This is a genomic window from Pseudomonas sp. FBF18, assembly GCF_024261405.1.
GTDB classification, from domain to species: Bacteria; Pseudomonadota; Gammaproteobacteria; order Pseudomonadales; family Pseudomonadaceae; genus Aquipseudomonas; species Aquipseudomonas palmensis.
In genome coordinates, this window is record NZ_QKRS01000014.1 from 77,063 (window position 1) to 89,951 (window position 12,889).

The 12,889-nt window shown below is 63.1% G+C and carries 12 protein-coding genes; 4 read left to right on the forward strand and 8 right to left on the reverse strand.

Annotated elements, in window-relative coordinates; translation table 11 throughout:
- Positions 1-113: 113 nt before the first annotated feature.
- The 7 genes from cyoE to hmpA form a co-directional block, all read right to left on the reverse strand.
- Positions 114-1,001 carry a heme o synthase gene (gene cyoE / locus DN387_RS20035; protein WP_043864408.1) on the reverse strand — a complete coding sequence of 296 codons (888 nt, stop codon included), beginning with the start codon at positions 999-1,001 and terminating at the stop codon, positions 114-116.
- A gap of 11 nt (positions 1,002-1,012) precedes the next feature.
- A complete protein-coding gene (gene cyoD, locus DN387_RS20040; RefSeq protein ID WP_043864407.1) occupies positions 1,013-1,345 on the reverse strand; it encodes a cytochrome o ubiquinol oxidase subunit IV in 333 nt (110 codons plus the stop codon).
- Positions 1,346-1,969 (reverse strand): cytochrome o ubiquinol oxidase subunit III, encoded by a 624-nt coding sequence (cyoC, locus tag DN387_RS20045; protein WP_043864406.1) that lies wholly within the window; start codon positions 1,967-1,969, stop codon positions 1,346-1,348.
- 3 nt (positions 1,970-1,972) lie between these two features.
- Entirely contained in the window at positions 1,973-3,991 is a 2,019-nt protein-coding gene (cyoB, locus tag DN387_RS20050; RefSeq protein ID WP_043864405.1) for a cytochrome o ubiquinol oxidase subunit I, read from the reverse strand.
- A gap of 3 nt (positions 3,992-3,994) precedes the next feature.
- A complete protein-coding gene (gene cyoA / locus DN387_RS20055) occupies positions 3,995-4,936 on the reverse strand; it encodes a ubiquinol oxidase subunit II (protein ID WP_054916294.1) in 942 nt (313 codons plus the stop codon).
- A gap of 562 nt (positions 4,937-5,498) precedes the next feature.
- Complete coding sequence (locus DN387_RS20060) at positions 5,499-6,005, reverse strand: disulfide bond formation protein B (protein WP_043864403.1); 507 nt, start codon at positions 6,003-6,005, stop codon at positions 5,499-5,501.
- 181 nt (positions 6,006-6,186) lie between these two features.
- Positions 6,187-7,368 (reverse strand): NO-inducible flavohemoprotein, encoded by a 1,182-nt coding sequence (hmpA, locus tag DN387_RS20065; RefSeq protein ID WP_054916293.1) that lies wholly within the window; start codon positions 7,366-7,368, stop codon positions 6,187-6,189.
- Between the two features lie 155 nt (positions 7,369-7,523).
- On the opposite strand from hmpA, the gene norR reads away from it, so the two are divergent.
- The 4 genes from norR (at position 7,524) to DN387_RS20085 (ending at position 11,264) form a co-directional block, all read left to right on the forward strand.
- On the forward strand, positions 7,524-9,071 hold the full coding sequence (norR, locus tag DN387_RS20070) for a nitric oxide reductase transcriptional regulator NorR (RefSeq protein ID WP_043864401.1): 1,548 nt from the start codon (positions 7,524-7,526) through the stop codon (positions 9,069-9,071).
- An 81-nt stretch (positions 9,072-9,152) separates the two neighbouring features.
- Positions 9,153-10,052 carry a chemotaxis protein gene (locus tag DN387_RS20075; protein ID WP_043864400.1) on the forward strand — a complete coding sequence of 300 codons (900 nt, stop codon included), beginning with the start codon at positions 9,153-9,155 and terminating at the stop codon, positions 10,050-10,052.
- Positions 10,053-10,218: 166 nt separating this feature from the next.
- Complete coding sequence (locus tag DN387_RS20080; protein WP_054916292.1) at positions 10,219-10,524, forward strand: hypothetical protein; 306 nt, start codon at positions 10,219-10,221, stop codon at positions 10,522-10,524.
- A complete protein-coding gene (locus DN387_RS20085; protein WP_054916291.1) occupies positions 10,503-11,264 on the forward strand; it encodes a YkgJ family cysteine cluster protein in 762 nt (253 codons plus the stop codon). The genes DN387_RS20080 and DN387_RS20085 overlap by 22 nt, the downstream gene beginning before the upstream one ends.
- Positions 11,265-11,271: 7 nt before the next feature.
- Here DN387_RS20085 and DN387_RS20090 read toward each other — a convergent pair whose 3' ends face one another.
- Complete coding sequence (locus tag DN387_RS20090; RefSeq protein ID WP_054916290.1) at positions 11,272-12,855, reverse strand: PAS domain-containing methyl-accepting chemotaxis protein; 1,584 nt, start codon at positions 12,853-12,855, stop codon at positions 11,272-11,274.
- Between the last annotated feature and the right edge of the window lie 34 nt (positions 12,856-12,889).

The following is a 12,889-nucleotide window of genomic DNA, read 5'->3' on the forward strand; positions in this document are numbered from 1 at the left end:
GCAAAAGCAAGAGCAAGAGCAAGAGCAAGAGCGGGAGCGGGAGCGAAGCCGTTTCTGAAGGGCAAAAAAAACCCCGGCACCTTTCGGCCCGGGGTCTCTTTCAACACATCAGATCAATGCGCGTAGGTCAGCAGCAGTTCGGTCGGCACCTTGGTGTCCAACGACATCATCACGCTCAACGCAGTGATGGTGAAGATGGAAAACACGAACAGCTTGCGCGCCCACAGGCGATCATCCACAGCCTTGTAGCCGGTCCAGGCCATGTACAACCAGTACATGCCCATCGCCGCCGCCACGGCCATGTAGCTCATGCCGGCATAACCACCGATGGTCAGCATCAGGGTCGCTGCCAGGAACGCCACGATGTACCAAAGGATGTGTTTCTTGGCCACCAGGATGCCACGCTTGACCGGCAGTACCGGAATCGAGGCCGCCAGGTAGTCGTTGAAGCGGAAGATCGCGATCGCATAGGAATGCGGCATCTGCCACAGGCTGAACATCACCAGCAGGGTCAACGCAGCCAGGTCGAAGCTGTTGCTCACGGCGCAGTAGCCGATCACCGGAGGCATGGCACCGGACAGGCTGCCTACCAGGGTGCCGTGCACCGATTTGCGCTTCAGGTACAGGCTGTAGAAACCCACGTAGATGATGAACCCGATCAGGCCGAACAACGCTGCCAGGGCATTGGCCTGCACGTACAGCAGGCCAAGCCCGGCCACCCCGAGCAGGGTGGCGTAGGCCAGCGCGATCTTCAGCGAGACCTGCCCTTGAACCATCACACGGTTCTTGGTGCGCTCCATCTTGATGTCGATGTCACGGTCGATGCAGTTGTTGAACACGCAACCGGACGCCACCACCAGCGAAGTGCCGATCACCGTGGCCAGGAACAGCATGAAGTCCACATGCCCTTGCGCGGCAAGGAAGAAACCGCCTGCCACAGAAAGCACGTTACCGAAAATGATCCCCGGTTTGGTGATTTGGATAAAGTGCTTAAAGGACATGCCGTCTTACCTCACTTCGCCATCATGCTGGTGTGGATGCTGAACATGATCCACAGCGACAGGCCGACCAACAGTGCAATGACCAACCCGGTGAACAGGAAGGCGCTGACGTTCTCACGCTGCTCTGGCGAACGGTCCAGGTGCAGGAAGTAGTACAGGTGCACGACGATCTGGATGACCGCGAAGGCCACCACGATCAGTACGGTCATGTCTTTGGGCAAGGTCGGGTACATCACCAGACCGAACGGGATCAGCGTCAGGATCACCGACAGTACGAAGCCGATTGCGTACGACTTCACGCTGCCGTGGCTGCCCTCGGCGTGCTCGTTATGTGCGTTAGCCATTTACAGAACCCCCAGCAGATAGACAACGGTGAATACGCAGATCCAGACCACGTCCAGGAAGTGCCAGAACAGGCTCAGGCAACCCATGCGGGTCTTGGCCGAACCGGTGATGCCCTTCTTCTGGATCTGGTACATCATCACGGCCATCCAGATCAGACCACCGGTCACGTGCAGACCGTGGGTGCCGACCAGGGCGAAGAAGCCCGACAGGAAGCCGCTGCGCTGCGGGCCGAAGCCTTCGCTGATCAGCAGGTGGAACTCGTTGACTTCCATGACGATGAAGCCAAGGCCGAGCAGGAAGGTGACTGCCAGCCAGGCCAGTACACCGTTCTTGTTGCCCTTGTACATCTGCAGCATGGCGAAGCCGAAGGTGATACTGGAGAACAGCAGCAGCGCGGTTTCAGCCAGTACATACGGCAGTTCGAAGATGTCGTGACCCGACGGGCCGCCGGCAAAGTTGCCGGACAGCACCGCGTAGGCTGCGAAGATCGACGCAAACAGGATGCAGTCGGTCATCAGGTACAGCCAGAAACCGAATACGGTCATCTGGCCCGAGTCGTGGTGTTCTTCGTGCCCATGGTCGTGACCATGAGCAGCATCAGCATTGATTACATGACTGGACATTGATTAAACCCGTTCAAACGATTCGACAGGCGCACCGACTGGCGAGCCGGTAGCCAGACCGAGGTGCTTCAGACGCTCACCTTCGATACGTGCCACTTCCTCGGCAGGAACCATGTAGCCCTGGTCGTCACGCGCAGCGTGAGCAACGAAGACAGCGATGGTGCCGATCAGGCCGACCGCGGCCAACCACCAGATGTGCCAGATGGTGGCGAAACCGAAGACGGTCAACAGCGCGCCCATGTACAGACCGGTAGCGGTGTTGTTCGGCATGTGGATCGGTGCGTACTGGGCCGGAGCCTTGTAGGCGATACCGGCGCGCTTGGCTTCGGTCCATGCGTCCAGGCCGACTTTTTCCGGCATGGTGGCGAAGTTGTAGAACGGCGGTGGCGACGAGGTCGACCATTCCAGGGTGTGCGCATTCCATGGGTCGCCAGTGACGTCCATGTTGTCCTTGCGATCGCGGATCGACACGTACAGCTGGATCAGCTGGCAGGCGATACCGAACAGGATCAGCACGGCACCGACCACGGCCACGTACAGGTACGGTTCCCAGGCAGGGTTGTCCGAGTGGTTCAGACGACGGGTCATGCCCATGAAGCCCAGTGCGTACAGCGGCATGAAGGCCACGTAGAAACCGGAGATCCAGAACCAGAAGGCAGCCTTGCCCCACTTCTCGTTCAGGGTGAAACCGAAGGCTTTCGGGAACCAGAAGGCGAAGCCGGCAATGTAGCCGAACACCGCACCACCGATGATCACGTTGTGGAAGTGAGCGATCACGAACAGGCTGTTGTGCAGCACGAAGTCAGCACCAGGTACGGCCAGCAGTACGCCGGTCATGCCGCCGATCGAGAAGGTCACCATGAAGCCCAGGGTCCACAGCACTGGCGCGGTGAAGCGCAGACGGCCCTGGTAGATCGTGAACAGCCAGTTGAACAGCTTGACCCCGGTCGGGATCGAAATGAGCATGGTCGCCAGACCGAAGAAGGTGTTGACGCTGGCGCCCGAACCCATGGTGAAGAAGTGGTGCAGCCATACGCCGAAGCCCAGAACCGAGATCGCACCCGAGGCGTAGATCATCGACTTGTGGCCGAACAGGCGCTTGCCGGTAAAGGTCGAGATGACTTCCGAGAACACGCCGAACGCCGGCAGGATCAGGATGTACACCTCAGGGTGACCCCATGCCCAGAACAGGTTGACGTACATCATCGGGTTCCCACCAAGCTCGTTGGTGAAAATGTGGAAGTCCAGATAACGGTCAACGGTCAGCAGTGCCAGGGTCGCGGTCAGGATCGGGAACGAAGCCACGATCAGGATGTTGGCCCAGGTGCAGGTCCAGGTGAAGATCGGCATGTCCATCAGCTTCATGCCAGGGGCGCGCATTTTCAGCACGGTGGCCAGGAAGTTGACACCGGTCAGCGTTGTCCCCAATCCGGATATCTGTAGCGCCCAGATGTAGTAGTCGACACCGACCCCAGGGCTGTACTGGATACCCGCCAGCGGTGGATAGGCCACCCAGCCGGTCTTGGCGAACTCGCCCACGCCCAGGGAGATGTTGACCAGCGCAACGCCGGACACCAGCAGCCAGAAGCTCAGGGAGTTGAGGAACGGGAAGGCAACGTCACGTGCACCGATCTGCAGAGGCAGGGCCAGGTTCATCAGGCCGGTGAAGAATGGCATCGCCATGAAGATGATCATGATCACACCGTGAGCGGTGAAGATCTGGTCATAGTGTTCAGGAGGCAGATAGCCCTCGGCGCCGCCAGTGGCCATGGCCAGCTGGGTACGCATCATGATGGCGTCGGCAAAGCCGCGCAGCAGCATGACCATCGCGACGATGATGTACATCACCCCGATCTTCTTGTGGTCGACCGACGTCAGCCACTCGGTCCACAAGTAGGTCCACTTGCGGAAATAGGTGATTGCAGCAACCAACGCGAGACCGCCGAGCGCGATCATGGCGAGGGTCACCATGACTATCGGCTCGTGATACGGGATCGCGTCCAGACTAAGTTTACCGAACATCTTTTACTCCTCTGCCCCAGCAGCTGAATGCATACTCACGTCCATCGCTTCGGCCGCTTCTTTGTGCTCTTTCTTCTCGTGCACCACCGGCTTGCCACGGTTCATGCCCTCGTACTTGTCGACGATGGACTGGAACATGTTTTCCGGGGCCACGCTGTAGAGCGCAACCGGGTTGTTTTCGCTAGGTTTGGCCAGAGCCTCGTAGGTGGCCTTGTCCAGTTGTTGCGGCGACTGCTTGACCTCGTTGACCCACGCCTCGAAATTTTCCTGGGACGTGGCGATCGCCTTGAACTTCATGCCGGTGAAGCCGGCACCGCTGTAGTTGGCGGAGATCCCGTCGAACTCGGCGTTCTGGTTGGCAATCAGGTGCAGCTTGGTGGTCATGCCCGCCATCGCGTAGATCTGGCCGCCCAGGCCCGGGATGAAGAACGAGTTCATCACGGCGTCGGAGGTCACGCGGAAATTGACCGGGGTGTTGGCCGGGAAGACGATCTTGTTGACCGTGGCAATGCCCTGTTCCGGGTAGATGAACAGCCATTTCCAGTCCAGCGCGACCACGTCGATCTGCACCGGCTTCACGTCGGAATCCAGTGGACGGTACGGGTCCAGCTTGTGGGTGGAGAGGTAGGTGACATAACCCAGGGCGATGATGATCAGCACCGGGATGGACCATACGGCCACTTCGATCTTGGTCGAGTGCGACCAGTCAGGGGTGTAGGTGGCAGCCTTGTTGGAGGCGCGATACTTCCACGCGAACGCGATCGTCATGAAAATGACAGGAATCACCACCAGCAACATCAGGCCGGTAGCGATCAGGATCAGGTTCCTTTGCTCAATGCCGACCTGGCCCTTCGGGTCGAGCAGGGTCCAGTTGCACCCACTGAGTAAAAGCATGCCTAAAAAGGGCAGAATGCCAAACAGTCTGGGGTAACGCTTTTTACTCATCTCACGACCTCTAGAGCAGCTTGCTTCAATGCAATTTGTGTTTTGGTCGCCAACACTTCGTCCTGCCAAGCGTCAGCATTTATGGGATCGAATACGGTCACGCCGGAATTCAGCTGCGGCTGCTCGGCAGAACCGGTGTGCAACGGTGCTTATTGTTTTGACTTCGTAGGCAATCAGGCCTGTTTACAGACCAATTCCATTTGGTGCGGAAAATCACGGGAGGGGGGTCAGCCCGGCATCGCCGCAGGCGATGCTCGTCAGAGTCACGAAAGGGGCCGGAGCTCCTTTAATCCTGCAACTCGCAAGCGGTGCCGAACGGAAATTGGGGGCGATTGTAGTGACGTAACATGGCCATGACTATGACTTATTGAGCAACAGTCCTTTACAGAAAACGTAACAATAGCGCAGCAAAAATCAATTTCGCGACAGTTTGTCGCACCCCTGGCTGTAGCCCTGAAATGCCCGTACCGCAAGGGTTGGGACTTGATCCAGGTCAACCTGGAGGCGACTTCTTCGGAAAATTCTCAAGCCCTGCGCACTTGCCTCGACACGGGACTTTTGTCTAACGCTGGCGACGGTTGCGGTAGATGCCCAGCGGCACCAGTACGGCGGTCAGCACAAAGGCCAGCAGCGCCCATTGCGCCAGCGACAGCCCCAGCACCGGCGGGTACGGCGTCGAGCAGAAACCATCCACCTGGAACACCAACGGCAGCACCGAGGCCAGCGGCAGGCCGTCGACGATCGGCTGCAGGGTGTCGATGCCGCAGCTGACGGCCGGGTTGGCCAGAATGTAGGCGTGGTTGCCCGCTGCAGCAATGCCGCCGATGGCGCTCAGCACCACCAGGGCCTCGAACAGCGTGAGGCTGCGCCGCCCGGGCATGGCCGCACCGATGAAGGCGAACAGGGCGATGAACAGCAATGCATAGCGCTGCAGGATGCACAGTGGGCACGGTGCCTCGCCCAGCACGATCTGCATGTACAGGGCACCGCCGATCAGCGCCAGGCAGATGGCGCCCAGCAGTACCAGAAAGCGCCGTTCCCGATTCAGGCGCTGCGTTAGATCGTTCATTCCCGTTCCCTTCACTAGATAGGTGGCTCAAGCCTGGGCGCAATTCTACACGCCGACCATGACCACAGGGAGTGAAGGTTAAACCGATTAAAAGAAGATTAAGGTCGGCAGCTTAGCCGGCGCCTGCAGCACATTCGTGCACCTGCAGGCGCCGGCATTGCCGGCGAACAGGCCCCGGCCCTTACTCGAGTGCCGCCGCCGGCCCAAAGAACTCGTAGCGGCTCTGCTGCTCCGGCACCCCCAGGGCCTTGAGCTGACGCCTGATCGCCGCCATGAAGCCCTTGGGCCCCAGGAAGTAGGCGTCCAGGTCACGCTCGACCGGCAGCCACTGCGCCAGTTGATCCTGGCTCAGCAGCCCCACGGCGTCGGCCGGCAGGCTCACCCCATCATCCTCGGCGTAGCAATAGAAGCGCTTGAGCTGCGGATGACGCGCCGCGCGTTCGTCCACCCAGTCGCGAAACGCATGCACCGCACCGTTGCGCGCGCAATGAATGAAGTGCACCAGGCGACCGCTGGCCAGGGCCGCGTCGAGCATCGCCAGGGTCGGGGTGATCCCTACCCCGCCGCTGATCAGCACCAGCGGCTTGTCGCTGGCGCTCAGGGTGAACTCGCCCGCCGGCGGGAACAGCTCCAGGGTATCACCCACCTGCAATTGCTCATGCAGGTAGTTGGACACCTTGCCGCCCGCCTCGCGCTTGACGCTGATGCGGTACTCGCGGCCGTCACCCAGCGCCGACAATGAATAGTTGCGCCGGTGCTCCTGGCCATCGATCTGCACCTTCAGGCCCAGGTACTGACCGGGCTCGCCCTTGAGAACCGGGCCGCCATCGAGCGGGGCGAAGTGAAACGAGACGATCTCGCTGCTCTCCTGCACCCGCGCCGCCAGCCGGAACGCCCGCGCACCGCGCCAGCCACCCGGCGCCTGGGCCTTCTGCTGGTACAGGCCCTCTTCGGCGCCGATCAGGATATCGGCCAGTTGCTGGTAGGCCGCGCCCCAGGCCGCGATCACCTCGGGGGTGGCGATCTCCTTGCCGAGCACCTCTTCGATGGCACGCAGCAGGCAGGCGCCGACGATCGGGTAATGCTCGGGCAGGATCTGCAGCGCCACGTGCTTGTTGATGATCTGGTTCACCAGGCCGCCCAGTTGCTCGAGCTGGTCGATATGGCGTGCATACATCAGTACGCCATTGGCCAGCGCCCGCGGCTGGTCGCCGCTGGCCTGGTTGGCCTGGTTGAACAACGGACGCACCTCGGGGTATTCGCTGAGCATCAGTTTGTAGAAGTGCGTGGTCAGCGCCTCGCCGCCGCTTTCAAGCAGCGGAACGGTGGCTTTGACGATGGCACGATCTTGGGCATTGAGCATGGGTAACTCCCGGGCCTTATGGCTTCTGGATAATCTGCCCGGGTTGTTTCAGCTTTCGTGCCAACTATTAAATCCATATAAATCAATAGCTTGAATATTTTGGAGTCAAATTGACCACAGCCCTGCTAGAGTCATAAAGACTCGAAGGAGTCATCATGACCGCAAAATCACTGCTTACCGCACTGCTGCCCCTGGTCAGCGACCTGTCTCGCGAGCTGCCCGAACGCGAACGCTACCGTCGCCTGCTCGAAGCCATGCGCGCCCTGTTGCCATGCGACGCCGCCGCGCTGCTGCGCCTGGATGGCGAATGGCTGGTACCCCTGGCGGTGGACGGCCTGAGCCCGGACACCCTGGGCCGGCGCTTCAAGGTCAGCGAACACCCGCGCTTCGCCGCCCTGCTCAGCCGCAGCGAGCCGACCCGCTTTGCCAGCGACAGCCAGCTGCCCGACCCCTACGACGGCCTGGTCGAGGGCCTGCACCAACACCTGGAGGTACACGACTGCATGGGCTGCCCGCTGTTCGTCGACGAACGGCCCTGGGGCCTGATCACCCTCGATGCGCTGGCCCCGGAGCGCTTCCAGCAGGTCGAGCTGGACGCCCTGCAGGCCTTCGCCAGCCTGGCCGCCGCCACGGTCAACGTGGCGCAACGTATCGAACGCCTGGCCCTGCGCGCCGAAGACGAACACCAGCGCGCCGAGATCTACCGCCAGGCCAGCGGCCAGCAGCACCAGGAACTGATCGGCCAGAGCAAGGCCCACAAGCACCTGCTCGAAGAGATCCGCCTGGTCGCCGGCAGCGACCTGACCGTACTGGTCACCGGTGAAACCGGAGTCGGCAAGGAGCTGGTGGCCCAGGCCATCCACCAGCAGTCGGCGCGTGCCGACAAGCCGATGATCAGCCTCAACTGCGCCGCCTTGCCCGACACCCTGGTCGAGAGCGAGCTGTTCGGCCATGTGCGCGGCGCCTTCACCGGCGCGGTGGGCGAGCGACGCGGCAAGTTCGAGCTGGCCAACGGCGGCACACTGTTTCTCGACGAAGTGGGCGAACTGTCGCTGGCCGTGCAGGCCAAGCTGCTGCGCGTGCTGCAAAGCGGACAGCTGCAGCGCCTGGGCTCGGACCAGGAGCACCAGGTGGATGTGCGCCTGATTGCCGCCACCAACCGCGACCTGGCCGAGGAAGTGCGTGCCGGGCGCTACCGCGCCGACTTCTACCACCGCCTGAGCGTGTACCCGCTGCGGGTGCCGGCGCTGCGCGAGCGCGGGCGCGACGTGCTGCTGCTCAGTGGCTACTTCCTGGAGCAGAACCGCTCGCGCATGGGCCTGAACAGCCTGCGCCTGAGCAGCGATGCCCAGGCCGCGCTGCTGGCGTACGACTGGCCGGGCAATGTGCGCGAACTGGAGCACCTGATCGGCCGCTCGTCGCTCAAGGCGCTGGGCCAGCACCCCGAGCGGCCGAAGATCCTGACCCTGGAGGCCCGCGACTTCGACCTGCCCGGCGCCGGCCCGGGGGCAGCGCCCAGCGTGGCGGCGCCACTGCCACCGCCGCCCGGCACCGACCTGCGCCAGGCCCTGGACCTGTACCAGCGCCAGCTGATCGAGGCCTGCCTGGAGCGCCACCAGCACAACTGGGCCAGTGCCGCGCGCGAGCTGGGCCTGGACCGCGCCAACCTCAGCCGCCTGGCCCGCCGACTGGGGCTACGCTGAAGTGCAGTGGCGGATTAAAGCCTGGCGTGCTCGGGTCGATAACCCGGCAGATCCCTTACTCTCTTTGCCCTGAAGGTGCCTATGGCCTCGCAAAATGCCCGCGCCGACTCGCTGTCGCTGCTGCTGTTCACCCTGCGCAGCGGCAAGCTGATGGCAATCAACCTGCTCAAGGTCAGCGAGATCATCCCTTGCCCGCCCCTGACCAAGCTCCCGGAATCGCACCCGCACGTCAAAGGCGTGGCCACCCTGCGGGGCAACTCGCTGTCGGTCATCGACCTGTCGCGCGCCATCGGCGAGCGCCCGTTGGAAGACCCCAACGGCGGCTGCCTGATCGTCACCGACATCAGCCGCTCCAAGCAGGGCCTGCACGTGCAGGCGGTGAGCCGCATCGTGCATTGCCTGAGTACCGACATCAAGCCGCCGCCCTACGGGTCGAGCAGCAAGGCATTCATCACCGGGGTAACCCAGGTGGACGGCACGCTGGTGCAGGTGCTGGACATCGAAAAGGTCATTCATGGCATTGCGCCGCCGCCGCGTGAAGTGAGCAGCAGCGAGCTGAACCCCGAAGACGCCGCCGTTCTGCAGGCCACCAACATACTGGTGGTCGATGACAGCCATGTGGCACTCCACCAGTCGGTGCTGACCCTGCGCGGCCTGGGGCTGGAATGCCACACCGCCAAGAGCGCCAAGGATGCCATCGACACCCTGCTGGAGCTGCAGGGTACCGACCGGGAGATCAACGTAGTGGTCTCGGACATCGAGATGTCCGAGATGGACGGTTACGCCTTCACCCGCACGCTGCGCGAAACGCCTGACTTCCAGCACCTCTATGTACTGCTGCACACCTCGCTGGACAGCGCGATGAACAGCGAGAAAGCCCGGCTGGCAGGGGCGAACGCGGTGCTGACCAAGTTCTCCTCGCCGGAACTCACCGATTGCCTGATCGTGGCAGCGCGGGCGGTGGCTTTCGCCGAGCGCTGAGACGGCCCCCTTCGCCGGCAAGGCCGGCTCCTACAGGCACCGCGTACCCTTGTAGGAGCCGGCCTTGCCGGCGAAAAAAACCGGACAAACGCTGAAACGCTCCCGCTCCTGCAAAAATCGACGCTCTGGCATAATCAGCGGCCTGCCCCCCCATGAGCCGCCCATCATGAAAACCCTTACCTTTACTCTGCTGGCCCTGTTCAGCCTGGGCGCCCACGCCTCCAGTGATCAAGCCTGGGCCGACCACGAACAAGCCCTGACCAGGGCCTGCCTCGCCGCCAGCCAGTTCAAGGATGCCCGGCCCGCCAGCAAGCCGGCCGAGTTCGACGACCGCGTCGGCTACAGTGCCCTGCTGATCAGCGGCCACTACCCGCAAAAGCACATGAAGAACCAGAAAGGCAGCGAGCTGTGCCTGTTCGACAAGCAGCGCAAGACCGCCTTCATCACCGAATGGACCCCCGCCAAACCGTGACCAGCGCTGCAACCTCACTCCAGTTCGACTGCACCGGCTGTGGCAAATGCTGCAATGGCCACCACGTTCCCCTGACCCTCGACGAAGCGCGCCACTGGGTGGCAGATGGCGGCCAGCTCATCGTGCTGGTGGAAGCCTTTCTGGCCAACGGCCTGGGCCTGCCCGACGCCCAGCGCGAGCACGCCACCCGCCGTGCCTGCGCCGTGCCCTGCGGCAGTACCCAGGCACACGTGGCCATCACCTTCGCCGCGTTCAACCCCGGCGCCTGCCGCAATCTGGATGCCGACAACCTGTGCCGCATCTATGAGCGCCGGCCGCTGGTGTGCCGCATCTACCCCATGGAAATCAACCCGCACATCCCGTTGCGCCCCGACGCCAAGGACTGCCCGACCGAAGCCTGGCAACGCGGCCCGGTACTGATCCACGGCAGCCAGCTGATGGACCGCCAACTGGCCGAGCTGATCGAGCGCTCGCGCCAGGCCGACCGCGACGATATCCACGCCAAGGTGCAGATCTGCCAGCAACTGGGCATCACCACCAGCGCGCTCAAGGGCAACGGCTTCACCGCCTACCTGCCCGACACCGGGGCGCTGCACGCCGCCCTGCACGCCCCGGGCAACGCCGCGCTGGCGCCCTGGACCCTGCACGTGGAAAGCCCGGCGCTGGTCGAGCAACTGCATCAGGCCGGCGCCCGGGTGTGCAGCACATCGGCTGGCCACTACAGCTTCATCGGTTTCTGAGCGGCGCCTAACGGCGCTGCCAGAACTCCTCGGCCAGGCGCCGGAGGTCTTCGGCCAGGCCGGCCACGTCGCTGGCGTTGGCATGCCCGTGCTGACCGGCCACCACGCTCTCTTCGCTGGCCTGGCGAATGCTGATGATGTTGCGGTTGATATCTTCGCTGACCAGGCTCTGCTGCTCCACCGCCGCAGCAATCTGCAGGCTCATCTCGCTGATCTGGTTGACCTGCTGGCTGATGCCGTCCAGCGCCACCGCCGCCTGCTGCGCCTGCTCGACGCTCTGCCCGGCATGCTCGCGGCTCTCGTGCATGGCCTGCACCGCATCGCGGGTGCCGCGCTGCAAGGCGCTGATCATGCGCTGGATTTCGCCGGTGGACTCGGCCGTGCGCTTGGCCAGGCCGCGCACCTCATCGGCGACCACCGCAAAGCCACGCCCCTGATCCCCCGCCCGCGCCGCCTCGATGGCCGCGTTCAGTGCCAGCAGGTTGGTCTGCTCGGCGATGCTGTGGATAACCGACAGCACCCCGGAAATTTCCATGCTGTGGCCTTCCAGGGTGTGGATAACCTCGGTGGCAGCGCTCAGTGCGCTGGCCAGTTCGAGGATGCTGCTGCGGCTGCGATCCACCAGCTGGTGACCATTCTGGGTGGCATCCTCGGCATGCTCGGCGGCCTCCGAAGCCTGCTGGGCATTGCTGGCCACCTCGGCCACGCTGGTGGTCATCTGGTTGATTGCCGCCGCCACCTGATCGGCCTCGCCCTGCTGGCCCAGGGTGGTGGTGTGGCTGTGCTGCAGGTGCTGGGCCAGCTCTGCGGTATGGCCGGCCAGGCGCTGCGAGGTGTCGCCAATGCGCCCCACCACCGCCCCGATCTGCGCCTCGAGCATCAGCAGGGCGAATTCGATCTGCCCCACGGCGCCCGCCTTGCCGGTATACAACTGCTGGCTCAACGGGTTGTCGGCAATCGACTGCGCCCGCACACGCAGTTGTTCCAGCGGGCGCAGCAGCGCCGACACCAGCAGCGCACTGAGCCCACCGGCGGCCACCAGCTCCAGCAGCCACTGCCACGGCAGCGCCGGCAACAGCAGGCGGCTGGTGCCCAGCACCACTGCCAGCACCAGGCCTGTGCCCAGCCCCAGCTGCAACGCCAGCCCAGGGCGCGGCAGGCGTTGCCACCAGGGCAACGGGCGCTGCTGGCGCAAGCGTGCATAGCAGCGTTCGGCGGCCTCCACCTGCGCCGGGGTGGGCTTGGTGCGCACCGACTGGTACTCCACCGTCTGGCCCTGGCTGGTGACCGGCGACACGAATGCGCTGACCCAGTAATGGTCGCCATTCTTGCAGCGGTTCTTCACCAGCCCCATCCACGAGCGGCCGGCCTTGAGGGTCTGCCACATCTGCGCAAAGGCCTGGGAAGGCATGTCGGGATGGCGTACCACATGGTGCAACTGGCCAATCAGCTCGTCGCGCTCGAACCCGCTGACCTTGAGAAAATCCTCGTTGGCATAGGTAATGGCGCTGGTCAGATCGGTGGTGGAAAGGATATTCGCGTCACCGGGGTAATCTACATTGCGGCCGGTCACAGGCAGATTGCTCTTCATCGAAAGCGCTCGCGTTTTTATAGGTGGAGGGGCG

Bases quoted from the DNA above. Each gene is read 5' to 3' on its own strand.
- cyoE (WP_043864408.1), bottom strand. From the start codon at position 1,001: ATGTCCTTTAAGCACTTTATCCAAATCACCAAACCGGGGATCATTTTC.
- cyoD (WP_043864407.1), bottom strand. From the start codon at position 1,345: ATGGCTAACGCACATAACGAGCACGCCGAGGGCAGCCACGGCAGCGTG.
- cyoC (WP_043864406.1), bottom strand. From the start codon at position 1,969: ATGTCCAGTCATGTAATCAATGCTGATGCTGCTCATGGTCACGACCAT.
- cyoB (WP_043864405.1), bottom strand. From the start codon at position 3,991: ATGTTCGGTAAACTTAGTCTGGACGCGATCCCGTATCACGAGCCGATA.
- cyoA (WP_054916294.1), bottom strand. From the start codon at position 4,936: ATGAGTAAAAAGCGTTACCCCAGACTGTTTGGCATTCTGCCCTTTTTA.
- DN387_RS20060 (WP_043864403.1), bottom strand. From the start codon at position 6,005: ATGAACGATCTAACGCAGCGCCTGAATCGGGAACGGCGCTTTCTGGTA.
- hmpA (WP_054916293.1), bottom strand. From the start codon at position 7,368: ATGCTCAATGCCCAAGATCGTGCCATCGTCAAAGCCACCGTTCCGCTG.
- norR (WP_043864401.1), top strand. From the start codon at position 7,524: ATGACCGCAAAATCACTGCTTACCGCACTGCTGCCCCTGGTCAGCGAC.
- DN387_RS20075 (WP_043864400.1), top strand. From the start codon at position 9,153: ATGGCCTCGCAAAATGCCCGCGCCGACTCGCTGTCGCTGCTGCTGTTC.
- DN387_RS20080 (WP_054916292.1), top strand. From the start codon at position 10,219: ATGAAAACCCTTACCTTTACTCTGCTGGCCCTGTTCAGCCTGGGCGCC.
- DN387_RS20085 (WP_054916291.1), top strand. From the start codon at position 10,503: ATGGACCCCCGCCAAACCGTGACCAGCGCTGCAACCTCACTCCAGTTC.
- DN387_RS20090 (WP_054916290.1), bottom strand. From the start codon at position 12,855: ATGAAGAGCAATCTGCCTGTGACCGGCCGCAATGTAGATTACCCCGGT.